Here is a 19,804-nt window from a genome sequence, read left to right as displayed (position 1 = left end):
CCACTCAGGTATCCGACGCCACCTTGGCCACCGGTACGCCCTTGCAGGCCGGCTCCTTGCGTCCGGCCGCCTCGCAGACGCGCGCCCGGCACTGTTCCTCGCCGGCAGCGTTGTATTGCTTGCACACCTGGAGTTGCTCGGCCGGCGTGGCCTTGCGGTTCGTCGGCTGCATGTGCGCCATCAGGGCGGCCAGTAGCACCACGTCGCTGTCGGCCTCGCGCCTGGCCGGCCTGGCCTGGCTCTTCTCCTTCGCCTTCTCCTTCGCCTTCTGCTGCGCCAGGCGTGCCTGCTCGGCCCTTGCCTCGCGCTTCGTGGCCGCCTTCTCCTTGGCCTCGCCACCCTTGCCCGCCGCGTGGCGCGCGGGCGGGGCCATGTCGGCCAGCGGATTCGCGGACGGCTCGGCGACGTCGTTCAAGACCGCGGCCGTCGATGGTTCAGGAGGCGTGGTGGCGGCCAGCGCAGCGAGCGGCGTCGCGTCGGCCGTGCCGGCAGGTGCCGGCGCGACGGGCGCAGCCGACGAAGCAGCCAATGAAGCAGCCAATGACGCAGCCGAAGAGGCAGGCGACGCGGCGACGGCGCCAGGCATGTCCCCATGCCCGGCAGCGGCCGCCGGCGCATGGACGGGCGTGGCCGCGGCGATCTGCGGATCGGCGTCATGGCTTGCGCTCGACAGCGCGAACGCGACGGCGCCGACGACGAGCGCGCCCAGTCCCAGCACGCCCCATACCAGCCCGCGCGACTTGCCCGGCGCCGCTGGTGCCGACGCGGCGGCAGGCTTGGCAGCGGCCGGCTTGGCGCCGGTCCCTTCCAGCGAACTGAGGATGCGCTGCCGCTCCGGCTCGGCTTGCGGTCCGGTCGACAACAGACTGGGCCGGCCAGGACGGGCCGGACGATCGCCTTGGTCTTGCAAGGTGCCTCCCTATTAATATTGCAGTACTTTACAAGAATCAAGAAAAATGTGCCGCGAGTTTGCGTTTTAATCGTGCGCGATACCACATTTAATGATGGGTCATATTTCAATTGTGCGCATGCTTGTCATATCGGTAAGTTATACTTTCAAGAAATGTTTTTGTGACATAAATGTGTCCCTTTGGAGACCAATGTGTTCCTGCTGGCCGTCACCGTGTATTTCATCGTCGCCTGCGCGGTCAGCTGGATGATCCTGTTTCCGTCCGGCCGCGACTTCGTGATGAATGCGCTGGCCGGCGCGAGCCAGCGGCTGCAGCGGCGCGCCGGCATGCTGGCCCGCCTGCGGCCCGCGCTGGATGAGCGTGCGCGGGCCGCCGGCGGCAGCGTCGTGGGGCTCGGGACCTTCGTGCGCCGCCACGCGCTGGCCTGCGCCGCCGGTGCCGCCCTCGTCTGCCTGCCGCCACTGGCCGCGCTGCTGCTGGCGGGACGGCCGGCCCTGAACGGCTACGAGCCGTCCAGCCGCGAGATGAACACGCAGGTGGCGGAACTGCTGCAGGGCGAGCAGCTGGTGCCGCCGCCGGCGCTGCCGCCGCTGGTGTTCGCGCAGGCGGAAGCGGCGCAGGAACGCCCGCTGCTGGTATCGGCGAGCCGCGACTGGGCATTGATGAACGCGGCCTACACGCAGCGCCTGCTGATGGTCTTCAAGATCATGAAGGAACAGCATGGCTACGAGATGGCCATCCTGGAAGGCTACCGCAGCCCCGCGCGCCAGGAGGCCTTGTCGGCGCTGGGACCGGGCGTCACGAACGCCAGGGCGTGGCAGAGCTGGCACCAGTACGGCCTGGCCGCCGACTGCGCCTTCGTCCGCGACGGCAAGCTGGTGATCTCGGAAAAGGATCCCTGGGCCATGCGCGGCTACCAGTTGTACGGCCAGGTGGCGGAATCGCTCGGCCTGACCTGGGGCGGGCGCTGGAAGATGATGGATTTCGGGCACACGGAACTGCGCGTGCCCGGCACGATGAAGCGATAGGAGCGCAACGATGGCAGCACCTTTGATCCGCCTGGGCGACCGCACGTCGCACGGCGGCACCGTAGTCGAGGCATCGCCGTTCAGCGACAGCGGCGGCAAGGGTATCGCACGCGTCGGCGACAAGGTCGATTGCCCGCGCCACAGCAACGTCACCATCGCCACGGGCGATCCGACGATGCTCGTGGATGGCCGCCCGGTCGCGCGCGACGGCGACAAGACCTCGTGCGGCGCCACGCTGATCGCCAGCCAGCAGAGCAGCATCGACATGGTGTGACATGGTGTCCTGGCTGAGGAACCTCACCTATACCGGCATTGCCGTCGGCGCCAGCTGGAGCGGCGCCGTCTGGCGCTGGCGCGCGACCAACCGCATGCCGGATACGGCGGACATCGTGCTCTGGCTGCTCGTGCTGCCGCTGGCCGTGCTGCTCGCGGCCTGGGGCGGACGCGCGCTGTACCGGCGCGCCACCGCCGCACCGGCGGCGGCCGCAAGCGCGCCCGAGGCGGCGGCCGCGGCGGCGCCCGTGCCCGCGCCGGCGCTTCCGCCGCTGGCCATCGTCGCCAGCGCGCTGCGCGTGCCGCACGGCGGCTCCGCCAGCGAGCTGGCCGCCGCGCTGGCCTCGGGAGAAGCGCGGCCGCAGCTCGATACGGAACTGGTCGACGACTATGGCTACCCAGTCCTCGCCGCGCGCGTGGACGGCGTCGACGTCGATGCCGCGCGCGCGGCAATGGGCCCGTCCGGGGCCGCGGCCGGCTTCGGCGACGAACACTGGCGCGCCGTCGCCCTGGGCGGCGCCGTCGCCGCCGAACTGGCCGACTGGCTGGCCGCCCACCCCCGCATCCCGGAACATGCGGCGCGCATCGACGCGCGCGCGCCCTCGCCGCTGCCGCTGCTGGAACTGCATGTCGCCTGGCCACAGGACTTCACGGCGGCGCAACGGACGGCCGGCGGTGCCTGGTACCGCGACCTGCTGGCCGCGAGCGGATGGCCGGCCGAACGCATCGCCATCGCGCCGGAACCCGATCATGGCGACACGAACGGGCTGCCGCCAAGCCTGCTGGCGCGGGCCGGCCAGCCGCTCGTGGCCGTCGTCCTCGCGTGCGGTTCGCAACTGGGCAGCGCCACCGTCGACGCCATGGCCGTGGCGGGCAAGCTGCTCACGGCGCGCCAGCCGCAGGGCCTGATCCCCGGCGAAGGCGCCTGTGCCCTGCTGCTCGCGGATGCGACGCAAGCGGCCTTGCTGGCGCCCCACGAGGAGCTGCCCGCGCTGCGCGCGCTGGCGGCCGGCCGGCTGGGCGCATCCGCCGACGACGCCCGCCGCGTCGATGCCTCCGAGCTCGAAACCCTGTGCGCGCGGGCGTTGCGCGATGCCGGCTGCGCCGCCGACGCCGTGGCGCTCGTCGTGGCCGACGCCGACGCCCGCGCCGGCCGCGTGATGGAGCTGATGGGCGTCGCCACCGCGCAGCTGCCGCAGCTCGACACGGCCGCCGACCTGCTGCGCGCCGGCAGCGCCACAGGGGCCTGTGCGCCCGTCGCCTGGTTGTCCGCCCTGGCCGTGGGCGCGGAGGGCGCGCGCGAACGCCGCGCGCCGGTCCTGTGCATCGGCAATCTCGATCCTTTCCGCCGCGACGTCGCCGTGGTCGCGCCGGCCGACTTCATGCGTTAACCACACCGTCACCATGCAAAAAACCTGGCAATTCCTGACCTCCCGCACCAGCCTGACCGTGATCGGCTGGGTGGCCTTCGCCGCCCTGCTGCTGGTCGCCGCGCAGCTGCTGCAGTGGCCCATCGGCGTGCCGCTGGCGATCTTCGGCATCGCGCTGCTGATCGGCGCCGGCCTGTGGTACTGGCGCCGCCGCGGCCATGCGCGCAAGGCTGGCCAGCTGGGCGACATGATCGAACAGCAGACGGCGGCCGCGCCCGATGCCGCCCAGCGCCAGGAGACGGAAGTCATCCGCAAGCGCCTGCTGGACGCCATCGCCACGATCAAGGGCTCCAAGCTGGGCCAGCTGTCCGGCAACGCGGCGCTGTACGAACTGCCGTGGTACATGATCATCGGGAACCCGGCGGCCGGCAAGAGCACGGCCATCGCCAGCTCGGGCCTGCAGTTCCCTTTCGCCGACAGCAAGGTCGTGCAGGGCGTGGGCGGCACCCGCAACTGCGACTGGTTCTTTACGACGGAAGGCATCCTGCTCGACACGGCGGGCCGCTATTCCGTGGTGGACGACGACCGCGCCGAATGGTTCGGCTTCCTCGACCTGCTCAAGAAATACCGCCGCAAGGCCCCCATCAACGGTGTCATCATCGCCGTCAGCATCGCGGAGCTCACCCGCAACCGTCCCGAATTCGCCATCGACCTGGCCAAGAACCTGCGCCAGCGCGTGCAGGAACTGACGGAGCGCCTGGAGGTGCACGCGCCCGTCTACGTCGTGTTCACGAAGGCCGACCTGATCAACGGCTTCAACGAATTCTTCCAGGACAGCGAGCGGGGCGAACGCGAGAAAGTGTGGGGCGCCACGCTGCCCTACAACCAGGACGCCACCAGCGAGCAGCTGCTCGACCTGTTCGACACCCGCTTCGACGAACTGTACGACGGCCTGAAGGACCTGAGCCTGGCGAACATGGCGCTGCAATGGCGCGAGCGCATGCCGCCGGGCGTGTTCACCTTCCCGCTCGAGTTCTCGTCGATCAAGCCGGCGCTGCGCGCCTTCATCGCCACGCTGTTCGAGGAAAACCCGTTCCAGTTCAAGCCCGTGTTCCGCGGCTTCTACTTCACCAGCGCGCTGCAGGAAGGCGAGACCGTGTCGGCCTCCTCCGCGCGCGTGGCCCAGCGCTTCGACCTGCAGCTGCAGCCGCTGGAGCACGCCGACCAGCACCAGCAGCAGGGCTACTTCCTGCTCAACCTGTTCCGCAAGGTGATCTTCGCCGACAAGGACCTCGTCGCCCAGTACGCCAGCCCCGCCAAGACGCGCCTGCGCTACGCCGCCTTCTTCGGCGCCATGGCCATCGTCGGCCTGGCGCTGGGCGGCTGGAGCTGGTCGTACATGAACAACCGCCAGCTGGTCGCCAACGTGCAGGCGGACCTGGACCAGGCGACCAAGGTGCAGGCCAAGAGCCTGGACCTGCAGTCGCGCTTCCAGGCGCTGGAGATCCTGCAGGATCGCATCGAACAGCTCGACCGCTACGCCGAACACCGTCCGCTGTCGCTGAGCCTGGGCCTGTACCAGGGCGACATCCTGAACCGCAAGCTGAAGGAGGAGTACTTCAACGGCGTGCGCGAAGTGATGCTCAAGCCCGTCGCGCAGTCACTCGAGGGCTTCCTGGCGGAGGTGAACGGCAACGCCGGCCAGCTGCAGCCGATGAACAAGCCGGTCGGCGCCACGGGCACGGCCGCCGCCGCGCCTGCGGACGCGGCCACCGTCAACAACGGCGCCCAGCAGTTCAAGGATGCCTCCCCGACGGACGCCGAGGATGCCTACAACGCGCTGAAGACCTACCTGATGCTGGCCGATAAGTCGCGCGCCGAGAGCGCCCACCTGAACGACCAGCTGACCCGCTTCTGGCGCGTGTGGCTGGAAGGGAACCGCGGCGCCATGCCGCGCGAGCAGATGATCCGGAGCGCCGAGCGCATGATCTCGTTCTTCCTGGCCCAGGTCAACGATCCGTCCTGGCCCGTGATCGAGGAGCGCCGCGCCCTGGTCGACCAGACCCGCGACAACCTGCGCCGCGTGGTGCGCGGCATGCCGGCGCGCGAGCGCGTGTATGCCGACGTCAAGGCCCGTGCCTCCACCCGCTATCCGTCGGTGACGGTGGCGCGCATCGTCGGCGACCAGGACAAGGAACTGGTGCTGGGCAGCTATGCGATCTCCGGCGCCTTTACCCGCGCGGCCTGGGAAGGCTTCGTGCAGGACGCGTTCCGCGACGCCGCCAACCGCGAGCTGCAGAGCGCCGACTGGGTGCTCAAGACGGCCTCGAAGGACGACCTCACGCTGGAAGGCAGCCCGGAACAGATCCAGAAGTCGCTGGTGGACCTGTACAAGAACGAGTACGCGCGCGAATGGCAGAAGTTCATGCAGGGCGTCACTGTGCGCGACCTGAACGGCTTCGATGCGGCCGCCAGCGCGATGGACCGCCTGGGCGACCCGCAGAACTCGCCGCTGAACAAGCTGGTGGCTGCCGTGTACGAGCAGACCTCGTGGGACAACCCCTCCCTGATCGGCACCGGCCTGCAGCGCGCCCAGAACGGCCTGGCCGGCTGGTTCCGCGAGACGGTGCTGCGCCAGAAACCGGCCGCCGTCAACGTCAACCTGCCTGCCGCGAACGTGCAGAACGCCGCCCTGCCCCTCGGCCCCGTGGGACGCGAATTCTCCGGCGTCGCGCGCCTCGTGGTGGCCCGCGACAAGGATGCGTCGCTGATGCGTGGCTACATCGACAACCTGTCCAAGCTGCGCGCCCGCTTCAACCAGATCAAGAACCAGGGCGACCCCGGCCCCGGCGCCAAGCAGCTGATGCAGCAGACGCTGGACGGCAACGGCTCCGAACTGGCCGACGCGCTGAAATACGTCGACGAGCAGATGCTGGTCGGGATGACGGACGCCCAGCGCCAGGCGCTGCGTCCGGTGCTGGTGCGGCCGCTGATGCAGACCTTCGCCGTGATCGTGCAGCCGGCCGAGGCCGAGATCAACAAGGTCTGGGCCGCCCAGGTCGTCCAGCCGTTCAACAAGAACCTGGCCTTGAAGTATCCGTTCGCGACCGAGTCGAAGGCCGAGGCCAGCAACGCGGAGATCGGCGAGATCTTCGGGCCGGACGGCGCCATCGCCAAGTTCTTTACCAGCACGATGGGTCCGCTGGTCGTGCGCCGCGGCGATTCGCTCAGCAGCCGCACCTGGGCCAATATGGGTGTCACGCTGGCGCCGAACGTCGTCGCCAGCTTCCCGAACTGGGTGGCACCGCTGGCCGCCGGCGGCGTCGCCAACGCGGCCGCCTCCAGCGGCGGCGAGGCCCAGACGAAGTTCGACGTGCAGGCGCTGGGCGCCACCGGCGCCACCGAATTCACGCTGGAGATCGACGGCCAGTCGCTGCGCTGGCGCGGCCAGCCGCAGCCCTGGGTGCACATGGCGTGGCCGAACCCGTCCGGCGTACCGGGCGCGAAGATCACGGCGCTGACGCCGGAAGGCCGCAACGTGGTGCTGCTCGACGAGCCGGGCCATTTCGGCCTGAAGAAGATGATCGACGCGGCCCAGCGCAAGCGCAAGGACGGCGGCGTGTTCGAACTGAACTGGCAGAACGGCAACGTGACCGTCACCGCCAACCTGAAGGTGCTGCCGAGCGCCCCGGCACCCGCGCAGGCGGCCCAGCCGGCCCAGGGCTTCAAGCGCCTGCGCCTGCCGGACGTCATCACGGCGCCGGCACCGCAGCCGCCGGCCGTGCCGGCCGCCGCGCCCGCGCCGGCAGCACCTGTACGCACCGCCATGGCACAAGGAGAAGCACGATGAGCCGCGTCGTCACCCCCGTCAGCGTCGGCTATTTCGGCAAGCTGCCCAGCCGTGGCGACTTCGTCAAGGGCAGCACCAGCCCGGCGCTGCTGAAGATCCTGGACGACTGGCTGTCCGAGGCAATGGACCTGATGAGCGCCAACGCGCGCTGGAAGCTGGCCTACGATGCGGTCGCGCCGCTGCACTTCGCCTTCGTCGGCCCGCGCCGGCGCCACGCGATCGGCGGCCACATCGTCGCCAGCAGCGACGCCTCCAGCCGCCGCTATCCGTTCCTGATGGCCGGCGCGATGGAAGTGGCCGAGCCAGCCGCCTTCGTGCCAAACACGCCGCTCGTGTTCTCGCGCCTGTGGAGCCGCCTCGAAGGCCTGACCGCGGGCGTGCGCGGCGCCGCCGATCCCACGGTGCCGCTGCAATCGGCCAGCAGCCAGCCGGTGGAGCTGGACCTGCGCGCGGCCGCCTACGATGCCGCCTTCGACGACTTCCTCGAGCTGCAGACCGTGGGCGCGCTCGATGCGCTGCTGGCGCAGGCAGGCTTCCGCGGTTCCGCGCGCCAGATCCTGCTGGCGCTGGGCATGCTACTGCAGCCCGTACTGGCCAGCAGTTCCAGCCGGCTGGAAAAGAGCCTCGTGCTGCCGCTGCCGGAAGACCCGATGTACCGCAACCTCGTCGCCGCGTTCTGGATGCACGTCATCACGCCATTCCTGGTGCGCGCCGACTTCGAGCTGGCGCTGTTCATCACCCGCCTGGAAGGCCGTCCTGCGCTGATCCTGGGCTTTTCCGGCGCCTCGGCGCAGACGCTGCGCACCATCATCGATCCGCAGGCGGGGCTGGACCACAACATCGCGTTCGAGGAGCTGGACTGGGTCGAAGACCAGGTCGACAGCGACTATGCGATCAAGAAGCTCTCCACCTACCTGGCCCAGGGCAGCCTGTCCCTCAAGTCCGCGCTGGAATCGGTCGGCACGGCATTCATCGGAACCTGACCATGCGAACCATCCCCCATTGCCTCCTTGCCGCCGCATTCTCCGCCATGGCCCTGCAGACGCCGGCCCAGGCCCAGAACGTGGCACCGGCGCAAACGGCTGCGCAGCCGGGCCAGGTCACGGCCAGCGGCACCGTCCCCGACGAAGCGACCAAGGCCGCCGTGCTGGCCAAGCTGCGCGAGGTCTACGGCGCCGACCGCGTGGTCGACCAGATCGCCATCGGCCCCGTCGCCATGCCGGCCAACTGGAACGGCTACGTGCAGAAGCTGATCAATCCTGACCTGCGCCAGATCAGCCGCGGCCAGCTCAAGATCGACGGCAGCACGGTGAGCCTGCGCGGCGAGGTCGCCAACGAATCGCTGCGCCAGCGCATCGCGAGCAACGTGGCAACGAACCTGAACCCGACCTACACGGTCAACAACGGCCTGCGCGTCTCGAGCAACGAACAGGCCATCCTCGACGACACGCTGGCCAACCGCACGATCGAGTTCGAGAGCGGCCAGGCGACGCTGACGCCGAAGGGCCGCGCGATCCTCGACGAGATGGTGGCCGCCATGATGAAGCTGAAGGGCCGCAGGATCGAGATCATCGGCCACACGGACAGCGCCGGCCTGCGCGCCAGCAACGTCAGCCTGAGCCAGGCCCGCGCCGCCACCGTCAAGGCCTACCTGGCCAGCCACGGCATCGCCGAGGAACTGCTCAGCGCCAGCGGCCAGGGACCCGACCGGCCGATCGCCAGCAACGACACCGCCGATGGACGCGCGCGCAACCGCCGCATCGAGTTCCGCCTGGCCCAGTAATATCGACAAAGGACACCATGTTTACCGCAGAAGAACTGCTGCACCCCATCAGCGCCAGCCAGCCGGCCGGCATCGACACGGCCTTTTCCAGCGACCTGGACGCCATCGCCCAGGCGCGCCGCTTCGACGATCCGTCGCTGGCGCAGGGCGAATGGGTGACGGACCTGAAGGAAGCCGACTGGGAATTCGTCGTCAAGCGCTGCGCGCTGCTGCTGCGCGAGCAGACCAAGGACCTGCGCCTGGCCGTGTGGCTGGCCGAGGCGGCCACGAAGGAATACGGCCTGCGCGGCCTGGGCGAAGGCTTGCTGCTGCTGGCCGGGCTGTGCGAGCGCTTCTGGGACCTGGGCCTGTAGCCGGAAGCCGACGGCGGCGACCAGGAACAGCGCATCGGCAACCTGGCCTGGATGCTGTCGCGCATCCGCTCGCTGGTGCGCGAGGTGCCGTTGACGGAGGGCCGCGGCAGCGCCTGGTCGACCGTCGATTTCGAGGGCGCGCGCCGCCGCGCGGCCGCCGGCGACACGGAGACGCCGCCGCGCCTGGCCGACATGGAAGTGGCCAAACGCGCCAATTCGCTCGCCTTCGTCGCCGCCTTCCGCGACGATGCCCAGTACTGCCTGGACGCGCTGGGAGAGCTGGAGCGGGTGGCGGATGCGCGCCTGGGCCAGGACAGCCCGGGATTCTCGGCCGCGCGCGAAGCCGTCCAGGCGATGCTGCATGCGATGCCGGCGCCGGCCACGGTCGACGTCGACCCGCAGCCGGAAGCCGCGGAAGCGCCGGCAGCGCAGGCCTCATCCGCGCCTTCGGCGCCAATGGTGCCGGGCCAGATCCGCAGCCGCGCCGACGCGATCGCCCAGTTGCGCGCGGTGGCGAAGTTCTTCCGCGAGACGGAGCCGCACAGCCCCGTGTCGTATTTCGCCGAGAAAGCGGCGAACGCGGGCGAGCAGGACCTGCATACCTGGCTGCGCTCCGTCATCAAGGACCAGGGTTCGCTGGCCCATATCGAGGAGCTGCTGGGCGTGCCGCCGTCCAACTGAACCGAATAATTCAGCCCAATAATGACGTAGTCCCTGCGGAGGCAGGGACCCAATGTTGCGTACACCGCCGCGGAGCCGGCATTATCGGGCCCCTGCCTTCGCAGGGGCGACGGATTTACCCGATCGTGTAAGTGAAGTTGCCCTGCTCGTCCGCCCCCACCCCGATCCGCTCGATCGCCCGGCCTTCCGCCATCCGCGCCAGCACCGTCTCCGCGATCTCCGGCAGCAGCGTGCCGTTCAGGATGTTGTCGACATTGCGCGCGCCGGAATCGACTTCCGTGCAGCGCGCCAGCACGGCGTCGACCAGGGCCTCGTCGTAGAAGAACGCGGCCTTGTGGTTCGCGTGCACGCGCTTGCCGATGCGGTCCAGCTTCAATTCGATGATCTCGGCCAGCACGTCGTCGGCGATCGGATAGTACGGCACCACCTTCAGGCGGCCCAAGAAGGCCGGCTTGAACTGCTTCACCAGCGCGGGACGGATCAGCGCCTCCAGTTCGTCTACCGACGGCAGCTCCTCGGCTGTCTTGTTCAGGCAGGCCTGCATCAGGGTGCTCGACGCCACGTTCGACGTCAGGATGATGATGGTGTTGCGGAAGTCGACCTCGCGCCCTTCCGCATCGTCCAGCACGCCCTTGTCGAACACCTGGAAGAACAGCTCCAGCACGTCCGGGTGCGCCTTCTCCACTTCGTCCAGCAGCACGACGCTGTACGGGTTGCGGCGCACCGCTTCCGTCAGCACGCCGCCCTCGCCATAGCCCACGTAGCCCGGCGGCGAGCCTTTCAGGCCGGAGACGCTGTGCGCCTCCTGGTATTCGCTCATGTTGATGGTGACGAGCTTCTTCTCGCCGCCGTACAGCACGTCGGCCAGCGCCAGCGCCGTCTCCGTCTTGCCGACGCCGGAGGGGCCGACGAACAGGAACACGCCCTTCGGCTTGTTCGGGTCGTCCAGGTTGGCGCGCGCCGTGCGCACGCGCTGCGCGACGGCGTCGATCGCGTGCGGCTGGCCAAGCACGCGCTGTTCCAGCAGGTCGCGCAGGTTCAGCACCGTGCGGATCTCGTCCGTGACCATCTTGCCGAGCGGGATGCCGGTCCAGTTGGACACGATCGCCGCCACCGCATGGCCATCCACCTGCAGCGGCACCAGCGGCGCCTCGCCCTGCAGTTCGCGCAGCTCCGCCTGCAAGGCCTGCAGGTCGGTGCCGGCCGCCGCTTCGCCACGGGCAGCTTCGATGCGCGCCGCCAGCGCCTGCTCGGCCTCCCAGCGCGTGCGCAGCTGCGCCAGCTCGTCCTCGACACCGGAACGGGAGGCGGCAAGCTCCTCCAGCCGCGCCGCATGCACGGGATTGCCGCCCGACTGTTCGCGCTCCAGCGCCGCGCGCTCGGCCTCGATGCGTTCCAGCCTGCGCACCAGGTCCTCGATCTGCGCCGGCGCGGCGGCCCGGCCCAGCGCCACCTTGGCGCAGGCCGTGTCCAGCACGCTGATGGCCTTGTCCGGCAGCTGGCGGCCGCTGATGTAGCGGTGCGACAGGCGCACGGCCTCCGTCACGGCCTCGTCGTGCACGCACACGCCGAAGTGTTTTTCCATCAGGGGCGCCATCGCGCGCAGCATGGCGCAGGCGATCTCCTCGCTCGGTTCCTCGACCTTCACGACCTGGAAGCGGCGCGCCAGCGCGGGATCCTTCTCGAAATACTTCTTGTATTCGCTCCACGTGGTCGCCGCGATGGTGCGCAGTTCGCCCCGCGCGAGCGCCGGCTTGAGCAGGTTGGCAGCATCGTTCTGGCCGGCCTGGCCGCCGGCGCCGATCATCGTGTGGGCCTCGTCGATGAACAGGATGATCGGCTGCGGGCTCTTCTTGACCTCGTCGATCGTGTTCTTGAGGCGGTTCTCGAACTCGCCCTTGACGCTGGCGCCGGCCTGCAGCAGGCCCATGTCGAGGACGCGGATGGAGACGCCGCGCAGCACCTCGGGCACGTCGCCCTGGGCCACGCGCAGCGCCAGGCCTTCCACCACAGCCGTCTTGCCCACGCCGGCTTCACCGGTCAGGATCGGATTGTTCTGGCGGCGGCGCATCAGGATGTCGATCACCTGGCGGATCTCCGCGTCGCGGCCGATCACGGGATCGACGTGGCCGTCGCGGGCGCGCTGGGTCAGGTCGGTCGTGAACTGGTCCAGCGCCGGCGTCTTCGAGACGGCCTGGCGCTGCAGCTCGCCGACCGGGTCGCCGCCCTCGCCGACGGCCGGTTCGTTCGCGACCGCCACGGCCGGCGCTTCCGCCGACCCTTCCGTGATCTCGTCGAAGTGGTGCTTGATGCGGTCGACGTCGAACTCGGCGAACAGGCCGGACGCGCGATGGGCCAGTTGCGACAGCTCGGGAGAACTCAGCAGCGCCTGCAGCAGGTGACCGCTACGGACCTGCGCCTGCTGGCCCGCCCGCAAATCGAGCGAGGCGATCAGCCAGGCATGCTCGAACAACTTGGGCAGGCGTTCGGAAAAGACGGGCGTGCGGGTATTGCCGCTCCTGAATTTCGCCACTTCGGCCTGCAGGTCGGCTTCCAGGCGCGAGGCCGCGATGCCGCAGCGGCGCGCGATCACGGACACGTCGCTGGCCGGCTCTTCCAGCAGCGCCAGGAACAGGTGCTCGATGTCGACCTCGTACTGGCCCAGCGACACGCACAGGCTGGCCGCGCGCGTCGCGGCCGTGCGGCTCGTGTCGTCCAGCTTGCCGATCAGCGTCTTCAGGTTGATGCTCATGCCTTCTCTCCAGTTGTGGAATCGCCGCAGGCGCGGCGCGAAACTCTAGAATCGCCGCTCAGGCGGCGTGGATCTCGTAGCGCACGTCGGCGCGGTCCTGCTGCTGCGGTCCGTCGACCATGAAACCGTCCCAGCCCAGGCGGCCACCGGCGCCCGGCGCCCCGAGCGTCACGCCGCGCACATCGGCGGCGCGCAGCACCAGCTGCACCTCGTATTCGAGCGACAGGCCCGTGAACATCGTCAGCATGCTCGCCAGCGCGCGCGCCGCCCGCCCGCCGGGCAGGAAGGATTCGTAGGCCGCGAGGTCGAGCGGGCCGATGACCAGGCGCAGGCGCAGGTCGCGCTGCCACACGCGCGTGCCCGCCAGCGCGCCGGCGCCCAGCATGGCATTGCCCATGCCCAGCGCCGTCTGCTGCGCGGCGGGAACGTCGTACCACCGTCCGACGAACTGCTCGGCGCGCACGGGCTGGCCGAAGTATTCGGACAAAACGCGGGCGATCTGCACGCTCGACGCGGGGCGCTGGCGCATCGCCGTCGCGAAATACGCGACGGATTCGTCCAGCACGCCCTCGCCGTGGTCGGACAGGCGCCGGCGCAGCGACTCGTGGCCCATGCCGGCCAGCGACAGCAGTAGCGGCAGGAAGCCGTCCTTGCGCGCCACGCCGTGGTATTTCAGCTCGAGCCGGTACTTGCGCCAGGCTTCGTAGAACAGCGCCAGCGTACGGTTCGAGAACGTGTCCAGGAAGGCGCGCGGCCCCTCGTCGCGCTCGTACAGCACGTGCGCCGCGATGCGTTCCGTGTAGTGCGCCGGCAGCGCGCCGCTGCTGCCCAGCAGGCCCATGAAGGTCGGCGTCAGGCGCACGTACTTCAGCTCCTGCGACTGCAGCGCCTCGGCCAGCGCGGCACGGTCCGGCGCGACGGCGCGCGGTTCCGGCTGCAGCGCCTCGATCTCGCTGGCCGGGAAGGACAGCGAGGTCGAATTCTGGAAGCGCAGGAAGTTCGCGAGCGCGCCCTCTTCCGAACGGCCGCGGCGGCGCAGCCATAGTTCGATCATCCGCACCGCCTGGAAATACTGGAAGCGGTACGGCGCGGCGAACAGGCGCTCGATTACAGCAGGCTCAAATCGCCGCTTCGGGGCTGGCATCGCAGCAGCTCTCCTCCGGTCTTGTTCGATACGATCACCAGCTGGGTGAAGCTGTTGGCATGGACGTACAGGCCCAGGAAGCGCTCGACGATGTGGGCGAACGCGTCGATGCCGCTGCCGACGAAGGCTTCCTCGTCGATCGTCAGGCGTACCTCGATGCCGCGCACCATGCAGGCGAACGGGTTCCCCGCCATCCAGGTCGTCGCCGCCCGGTGCGCCACCGCGACGATGCCGCCGATCTGGCGCTGCGACGACGGCGAGCGCGGCAGGTCGTACAGGGCCAGCATCTCGCGGAACGCATCGACGCCGCCGTCCGACAGCGACAGGTGGTTCAGCGACAGGTGCGAGATCAGACGCCAGTGGGCGCCGCGGCCGCGCTCGAAGCGGTACGACGGAGTCGGCTTCCTGAGGAAGGCGATGGAACGCACGCTCGATCCTCCCTCCAGGAACAGGTCGCCGCCGCGCACGCCGTAGGACAGCTGCGCCGGCAGGTCGCGGTTGGTGCACGTCAGCTCCAGGCTCAGGGTATCCGTTTCCACCTCGGCCGGGTCGAAATCGATGTCGACCAGCGAGATCTGGGTCTCGAAGCCGGGGCTGCGTTCGGCCAGCGCCCCGTCGCGCCGCACGATCCAGTAATGCCCGCTCTTCTCGGGCGCCTGGCCGTGGCGCAGCGAATAGAAGGGCCGGAACTCGACGAGCGATTCGCCCTGCGGGGTCTGGCGCAGCAGGCGTACGGCGTCGATCGACTGCACCTCGAAGGCGTACGCACGGCGCGCGTCGGCCAGCACGGGATAGCTGGCCGTCGTGTGCGTCAGGCGGATCGGCTCGCCCCGCTGGCGGAACAGGTTCACGACCGGCGTGCAGCCCAGCAGCAGGTTGTTGGCCGACAGTGTGCCGAGCATGCGCGCCGTGTTCGAATCCGTGCGCAGGCCGGACAGCGCCAGGTGCAGCGTGATCGTGCGCGCGCCGGCCGGCAGTACCTTCGCAAGCGCCTCCAGGTCGATGTCGAAGAAGTTGAACTTCTCCGGGAAGCAGAAGTACTCGGTCAGCAAACGGTAGGCCGTGTGCGAGCGGGCCGAGAAGTCGATCAGCGACTCCTCCTCGCCGAAGCCGGCCGGCTTGACGGGAATCGCGGGGAGCGCCAGCCAGCGGCCGTTGCCGTCGGCCTCCGCATACGCGCAGACGCCGCGCATGAACAGCGCGTCCCGCAGCGCCGCGCAGAACGACGGTTCGCCGTCGATGAACACGCGCAGCGCCGGCAGCTTGAGCTGGGCGATCGTCACCTGGGCCGCGGTGGCGGACAGCGTGATCGAGATCGACGAGGTGGCCTGCGGGGGTGCGCGCACGGCGTCGGGCGCGTCGATGATGGGGTCGAAGCGCGCGCCCGACAGCGCCAGCGGCGCCACCGTGACCGGGTAGGCGGTGCGGAAGGTGCAGGCAGCGCCGCGCACGGGACGCGTGGTCAGCTGCGTGCCGCGCGGGATCTCGGCGGCCGCCGTCATCTGGGCGGCCGCGCCGCCGAAGTCCATGCGCGCGATCGAGCACGAGGGAAACGGCCGCAGGTAGTGCGGGTACAGCACCTCGAACAGCGCTTCGGTGAATTCGGGGTAATCGTCGTCGAGACGCTTTGCGATGCGCGAGTTCAGCAGCGCGAACGACTCGATCATGCGTTCGATGTGCGGGTCTTCGCACACCTCGCCGCCGATCAGGAGCTTGCCGGCGATCTTGGGATAGCGCTCGGAAAATTCGCGCGCGTGGCGGCGCAGGAAGCCGAGCTCCTGCTCGTAATACGGTAGTAACTGGTCCAACCTAGGCTCCTGGCTGCGCCGGACGGCGCGCCTTGCTGATCGTGTATTGCAGGCTGGAGGGCTGGAGGACGGCGTCGAAATTGACGGGTTCGTGCGCCGCGCTCACGACCATCAGCGCCGTGATGGCGAAATTCAGGCGATTGACCGCGTCGTCGCGCAATTCGAGCCGGGCCTGGACGTTGCGCAGGCGCGGCTCGTGGCGCGCGATGGCCTGCTCCAGGCTGCGGCAGATGAAGGCGCGGTCGTCGGTGCTCGACAGCGACAGGCCGGCGAAATCGTGCAGGCCGTACGTGACGATCGAGCGCGCGCACTCGGGGAAGCGGCGGAAGGTCTCTTCCGGCACCACGGTGCGCGTGTTCAGCAGCGCTTCCAGGTCGCGCGCCACCGAGTCCTTCATTTCCTCGAGCGACACGCGCGGCACCGTGCCTGCCGGGCCCGCGCTAGACCCGCTGTTACCAACCCCGTGGCCCGAGCGCTCCATCAGCCGGTCGAACAGCCCCGGCGTGAATCCCTTGGCAGGCATCGTGCCGTCCGTCTATCAGGCAGCGATCTTGTTGGCCGACAGGTCCCATCCGCCCGAGGTGTTACCGCCCGAACCGCCGCCGACCTTCTGCTGGGTGTACTTCCACTTGACCTTGGAGTACTTCAGCGCCACGTCCTCGGTCAGGATGTTGCCCGGTTCGACCGACGGCGACACGCTGCTGATCAGGACGTTTTCCAGCTCGATCTCGAAGTACTTGACGCGCTCGCCCTGGCCGTCGGCGCGCAGGAACTCGAACTTCGCCTTCGGGATGGTCTTGCCCGACGAGCAGGTCTGCAGCAGGATCGGGGTGGCCAGGTCGGCCAGCTTGGACACGACGATGTCCTTGTGCTCGGTGCGCTCGGCGGTGTGGCCGCCGCCGGTCGACGCGGTGGCCGACTTCGGCTGGAGCACTTCCCACTGGACGCTCTTCACCTCGATCCAGTCCTTGTGGGCGGTATCGGCGGACTCGCCCTTGATGCCGTCGATTTGGAGGTAGACGTCGATTGCCATGTTGTTCTCTTCCTTTCAGTGTGGTGGATGACTACGAAGAACGCATCAGGTTTTGGTCGATGCCGGGAGTTCCGCCACGAGGCGGAGGGAAACCGACAGCTCGTCGAGCTGGAAATGCGGGCGCAGGAACGACACCGCGCGGTACACGCCCGGACGGCCCGGCACTTCCGATACCTGCACGCTCGCCTCGCGCAGCGGGAACTGCGCCTTCTGCTCCTGGCTCGCGTTATCGTCCAGCAGCACGTACTGGGTCAGCCAGCGATTCAGGAAGTCTTCGACGTTCGAGGCCGCCGCGAAGCTGCCGATCTTGTCGCGCATCATGGCCTTCATGTAGTGGGCGATGCGCGAGACGGCGAAGATGTACTGCAGCTGCGCCGACAGCACGGCGTTCGCGTTGGCCGCGTCGCTGTTGTACTTGCGCGCCTTCTGCGCCGACTGGGCGCCGAAGAACGCCGCGTAGTCCGTGTTCTTGCAGTGGACGAGCGAGATGAAGCCCAGGTCCGACAATTCCTTCTCGCGGCGGTCCGTGATCGCGATCTCGGTCGGGCACTTGAGCGCCACTTCGCCTTCGTCGGTCTTGAAGGTGTGAGTCGGCAGGTCTTCGACCAGGCCGCCGCCCTCCACGCCGCGGATCGCCGCGCACCAGCCGTAGTCCTCGAAGGCGGCCGTCAGCTTGGTGCCGAACGCGTAGGCGGCGTTGCACCACAGGTATTTGTGGTGGTCGGTACCGTCGACGTCCTCGACGAAATTGAAGCCCTCGGTGGTGGCGCCGTCGGCCGGGTTGTACGGCAGGCGGCCCAGGAAGCGCGGCAGCGTCAGGCCGACGTAGCGCGAATCTTCCGATTCGCGGAACGATTTCCACTTGGCGTATTCGACGGTGTCGAACACCTTCGACAGGTCGCGCGGCTTGCCCAGGTCGGCGTACGTCTCCAGGCCGAACAGCTCCGGCGAGGCGGCCGAGATGAACGGCGCGTGCGCGGCCGCGGCCACGTGCGACATCTGCTCGATGAAGTACATGTCCTCGGGCTGGCGGGTGATCTCGAAGTCGCCCAGCAGCGCGCCGAACGGGGCGCCGCCGAAGGTGCCGAATTCCTCTTCGTAGACCTTGCGGAACATGGTGCTCTGGTCGAACTCGATCGCGCTCTGGAAGTCCTTCACCAGTTCGCGCTTGGTCGCGTTGAGCATCTTGACCTTCAGGTTCTGGCCCGTCGCCGTGTTGCGCACCAGGTAGTTCAGGCCCGTCCAGCTGCTTTCCAGCTTCTGGAATTCGGGCGCGTGCATCACGGCCGACAGCTGCGCCGAGATCAGGCGGTCCAGTTCGGCGACGCGGGCATCGATCGTGGCGGCCAGATTGTCGGACACGACGACCGTGCCTTCCATGACCTGGCTGACCAGTTCCCCGATCAGGTCCTTGGCGCGGGCATGTTCGGCGTCCGACTTGGCGACCTTGCTCTGCTCGACGATCTGGTCCAGCAGGTCGGCTTCCAGGGCCGGGGCGGCTGCGGTATCCGCCGCGCCGGCGGCATTCGATTGCGCGGACATGGTCATTCCTTCGGATTCTGGCGGCCCAGTTCGGCCATTTTCTCGGTGCTGTTCAACACGTCGTTGAGCAGGTCTTCCAGCTTGTCGTTGCCGGCCAGCTTGTTGCGCAGGTCGGCCAGCTTGGTGCGCGCCTCCAGCAGCTTCTTCAGGGGTTCGACCTGCTGCACGACGGCTTCGGGGCGGAAGTCGTCCATCGAGCGGAATTTCAGGTCGACGGCGAACTGGCCACCCTCGTCCGACAGCTCGTTCGGCACGCGGAACGCGGCGCGCGGCTCGACGCCCTTCATCACCTCGTCGAAGTTGTCGCGGTCGATGCCGACGAAGCTGCGCTCCTTCAGGCGCTTCTGCGGTACTTCCGAGTTACCGCCGAAGTCGCCGACGACGCCGACGACCAGCGGCAGTTCCTTGTTTTCGATCGCATCGCCGATCTCGACGTCGTACGTCATCTGCACGCGCGGCGGGCGGATCTTCTGCAGCTTCTTTTGCACACTCGAATTTCTGGACATGGCATTCCCCTGCTGGGTTGATTCGGATTTACTTGAGCGCGCCGAACGGGTTGGCGCTGCCGCCGCCGTCGTCGGCCTTGGCCTTGGCCTTGCGGCCCTTGGTCGCGACGGACTTCTGCGGCGGCGCCGGCGGCGTGGCCGGCGGCACCAGCACCTGTTCGCCGAGGCTTTCGCGCAGCAGCTTGGCCAGGTCCTGCGACTCGGTGCGGATCGAGCCGGACAGGTTGTTCTGGCGCGACAGGTCGGCCAGCGCGCGGGTCGACAGGCGCAGGCCGCTGATCGCGATGATGCTGTTGGCCAGGCGGTCGTTGGGGTCGCGCACCAGCACTTCCTGGGCGCTCGTGATCGCGTCGCCGTACTGGCCGGCGTCGTAGCGCGTCTGGGCGATATTGGCCCATGGAGTCTTGTCCGCCGGGTACGCGGCCGCGGCTTCCTTCCACAACGCGACGGCCTGCTCCTTCTGGCCGGCGCTGCTGGCCTGGCTGGCCTTGGCCAGCATGTCGTCCATCGACGGCACGGCAGGCTTCTGCGCGACGACCGGTTGCGTCGTGCTGCAGGCGGAGAGCGCGATCGCGCAGGCGATGGCGCCAAGGAGGCGGGTGGTTCGGCCAATGCGTCCGAATGGCATTGCAGCGGTCATGCTTCCCTCACAACGATGAATATACGATGCTTTATTGGTAATTTTGTAAAACGAGAGGCATAATACCAGAGGCATTTTATTGACGTCGCTCAATTTATTTTCAATCGTGCGCGGGAATCATGGGACATCA

The 19,804-nt window shown here is 68.7% G+C and carries 15 protein-coding genes and 1 pseudogene; 7 read left to right on the top strand and 9 right to left on the bottom strand.

Annotated elements, in window-relative coordinates; translation table 11 throughout:
* Positions 1 to 4: 4 nt before the first annotated feature.
* Positions 5 to 910 carry a hypothetical protein gene (locus ACI1V7_RS06010; protein WP_404530832.1) on the bottom strand — a complete coding sequence of 302 codons (906 nt, stop codon included), beginning with the start codon at positions 908 to 910 and terminating at the stop codon, positions 5 to 7.
* Between the two features lie 192 nt (positions 911 to 1,102).
* Here ACI1V7_RS06010 and ACI1V7_RS06005 point away from each other — a divergent pair, with 192 nt between their 5' ends.
* The 7 genes and pseudogenes from ACI1V7_RS06005 to tssA all read left to right on the top strand — a co-directional run bounded on the left by ACI1V7_RS06005 (position 1,103) and on the right by tssA (position 10,249).
* Positions 1,103 to 1,939 carry a M15 family metallopeptidase gene (locus tag ACI1V7_RS06005; RefSeq protein ID WP_404530831.1) on the top strand — a complete coding sequence of 279 codons (837 nt, stop codon included), beginning with the start codon at positions 1,103 to 1,105 and terminating at the stop codon, positions 1,937 to 1,939.
* 10 nt (positions 1,940 to 1,949) lie between these two features.
* Positions 1,950 to 2,213 carry a PAAR domain-containing protein gene (locus ACI1V7_RS06000; RefSeq protein ID WP_404530830.1) on the top strand — a complete coding sequence of 88 codons (264 nt, stop codon included), beginning with the start codon at positions 1,950 to 1,952 and terminating at the stop codon, positions 2,211 to 2,213.
* 1 nt (position 2,214) lies between these two features.
* Entirely contained in the window at positions 2,215 to 3,603 is a 1,389-nt protein-coding gene (locus tag ACI1V7_RS05995) for a hypothetical protein (protein ID WP_404530829.1), read from the top strand.
* 13 nt (positions 3,604 to 3,616) lie between these two features.
* Positions 3,617 to 7,432, top strand: a complete 3,816-nt coding sequence (gene tssM / locus ACI1V7_RS05990; protein WP_404530828.1) for a type VI secretion system membrane subunit TssM — start codon at positions 3,617 to 3,619, stop codon at positions 7,430 to 7,432.
* A complete protein-coding gene (gene tagF, locus ACI1V7_RS05985) occupies positions 7,429 to 8,415 on the top strand; it encodes a type VI secretion system-associated protein TagF (protein WP_404530827.1) in 987 nt (328 codons plus the stop codon). Before tssM ends, tagF begins: the two co-directional genes overlap by 4 nt.
* Before the next feature lie 2 nt (positions 8,416 to 8,417).
* Positions 8,418 to 9,215: an OmpA family protein gene (locus tag ACI1V7_RS05980; RefSeq protein WP_404530826.1), complete on the top strand. Its 798-nt coding sequence runs from the start codon at positions 8,418 to 8,420 to the stop codon at positions 9,213 to 9,215.
* A 17-nt stretch (positions 9,216 to 9,232) separates the two neighbouring features.
* Positions 9,233 to 10,249 (top strand): annotated as a pseudogene (gene tssA / locus ACI1V7_RS05975) (type VI secretion system protein TssA).
* A 115-nt stretch (positions 10,250 to 10,364) separates the two neighbouring features.
* On the opposite strand, the gene tssH reads toward tssA, so the two are convergent.
* Genes tssH through ACI1V7_RS05935 form a run of 8 tightly spaced genes read right to left on the bottom strand, consistent with a single transcriptional unit; the run spans position 10,365 to position 19,662 of the window.
* Positions 10,365 to 13,001 carry a type VI secretion system ATPase TssH gene (gene tssH / locus ACI1V7_RS05970; protein ID WP_404530825.1) on the bottom strand — a complete coding sequence of 879 codons (2,637 nt, stop codon included), beginning with the start codon at positions 12,999 to 13,001 and terminating at the stop codon, positions 10,365 to 10,367.
* Positions 13,002 to 13,059: 58 nt separating this feature from the next.
* Positions 13,060 to 14,145 (bottom strand): type VI secretion system baseplate subunit TssG, encoded by a 1,086-nt coding sequence (gene tssG, locus ACI1V7_RS05965; protein WP_404530824.1) that lies wholly within the window; start codon positions 14,143 to 14,145, stop codon positions 13,060 to 13,062.
* Positions 14,109 to 15,953 (bottom strand): type VI secretion system baseplate subunit TssF, encoded by a 1,845-nt coding sequence (tssF, locus tag ACI1V7_RS05960; protein WP_404530823.1) that lies wholly within the window; start codon positions 15,951 to 15,953, stop codon positions 14,109 to 14,111. The genes tssG and tssF overlap by 37 nt, the downstream gene beginning before the upstream one ends.
* Position 15,954: 1 nt before the next feature.
* Complete coding sequence (gene tssE, locus ACI1V7_RS05955) at positions 15,955 to 16,476, bottom strand: type VI secretion system baseplate subunit TssE (protein ID WP_404530822.1); 522 nt, start codon at positions 16,474 to 16,476, stop codon at positions 15,955 to 15,957.
* 15 nt (positions 16,477 to 16,491) lie between these two features.
* A complete protein-coding gene (locus ACI1V7_RS05950) occupies positions 16,492 to 16,986 on the bottom strand; it encodes an Hcp family type VI secretion system effector (protein ID WP_404530821.1) in 495 nt (164 codons plus the stop codon).
* A gap of 45 nt (positions 16,987 to 17,031) precedes the next feature.
* Positions 17,032 to 18,528 (bottom strand): type VI secretion system contractile sheath large subunit, encoded by a 1,497-nt coding sequence (gene tssC, locus ACI1V7_RS05945; protein WP_404530820.1) that lies wholly within the window; start codon positions 18,526 to 18,528, stop codon positions 17,032 to 17,034.
* Between the two features lie 2 nt (positions 18,529 to 18,530).
* Positions 18,531 to 19,034 (bottom strand): type VI secretion system contractile sheath small subunit, encoded by a 504-nt coding sequence (gene tssB / locus ACI1V7_RS05940; protein WP_404530819.1) that lies wholly within the window; start codon positions 19,032 to 19,034, stop codon positions 18,531 to 18,533.
* 28 nt (positions 19,035 to 19,062) lie between these two features.
* Positions 19,063 to 19,662, bottom strand: coding sequence for an outer membrane protein assembly factor BamD (locus ACI1V7_RS05935; protein WP_404530818.1), 600 nt, complete (start codon positions 19,660 to 19,662; stop codon positions 19,063 to 19,065).
* Positions 19,663 to 19,804: the final 142 nt, after the last annotated feature.

The sequence above is a fragment of the Massilia paldalensis genome, from assembly GCF_044901715.1.
In the GTDB taxonomy this organism is placed as follows: Bacteria; Pseudomonadota; Gammaproteobacteria; order Burkholderiales; family Burkholderiaceae_D; genus Telluria; species Telluria paldalensis.
The sequence above is the reverse complement of the archived record's forward strand: the minus strand, read 5'-3'. Positions and strand labels throughout refer to the sequence as shown.

What these genes read in the sequence shown, in the direction of transcription:
- ACI1V7_RS06000 (WP_404530830.1), top strand. Translation starts at nt 1,950, where the DNA reads ATGGCAGCACCTTTGATCCGCCTGGGCGACCGCACGTCGCACGGCGGC.
- ACI1V7_RS05995 (WP_404530829.1), top strand. Translation starts at nt 2,215, where the DNA reads ATGGTGTCCTGGCTGAGGAACCTCACCTATACCGGCATTGCCGTCGGC.
- tssM (WP_404530828.1), top strand. Translation starts at nt 3,617, where the DNA reads ATGCAAAAAACCTGGCAATTCCTGACCTCCCGCACCAGCCTGACCGTG.
- tagF (WP_404530827.1), top strand. Translation starts at nt 7,429, where the DNA reads ATGAGCCGCGTCGTCACCCCCGTCAGCGTCGGCTATTTCGGCAAGCTG.
- ACI1V7_RS05980 (WP_404530826.1), top strand. Translation starts at nt 8,418, where the DNA reads ATGCGAACCATCCCCCATTGCCTCCTTGCCGCCGCATTCTCCGCCATG.
- tssH (WP_404530825.1), bottom strand. Translation starts at nt 13,001, where the DNA reads ATGAGCATCAACCTGAAGACGCTGATCGGCAAGCTGGACGACACGAGC.
- tssG (WP_404530824.1), bottom strand. Translation starts at nt 14,145, where the DNA reads ATGCCAGCCCCGAAGCGGCGATTTGAGCCTGCTGTAATCGAGCGCCTG.
- tssE (WP_404530822.1), bottom strand. Translation starts at nt 16,476, where the DNA reads ATGCCTGCCAAGGGATTCACGCCGGGGCTGTTCGACCGGCTGATGGAG.
- ACI1V7_RS05950 (WP_404530821.1), bottom strand. Translation starts at nt 16,986, where the DNA reads ATGGCAATCGACGTCTACCTCCAAATCGACGGCATCAAGGGCGAGTCC.
- tssC (WP_404530820.1), bottom strand. Translation starts at nt 18,528, where the DNA reads ATGTCCGCGCAATCGAATGCCGCCGGCGCGGCGGATACCGCAGCCGCC.
- tssB (WP_404530819.1), bottom strand. Translation starts at nt 19,034, where the DNA reads ATGTCCAGAAATTCGAGTGTGCAAAAGAAGCTGCAGAAGATCCGCCCG.
- ACI1V7_RS05935 (WP_404530818.1), bottom strand. Translation starts at nt 19,662, where the DNA reads ATGCCATTCGGACGCATTGGCCGAACCACCCGCCTCCTTGGCGCCATC.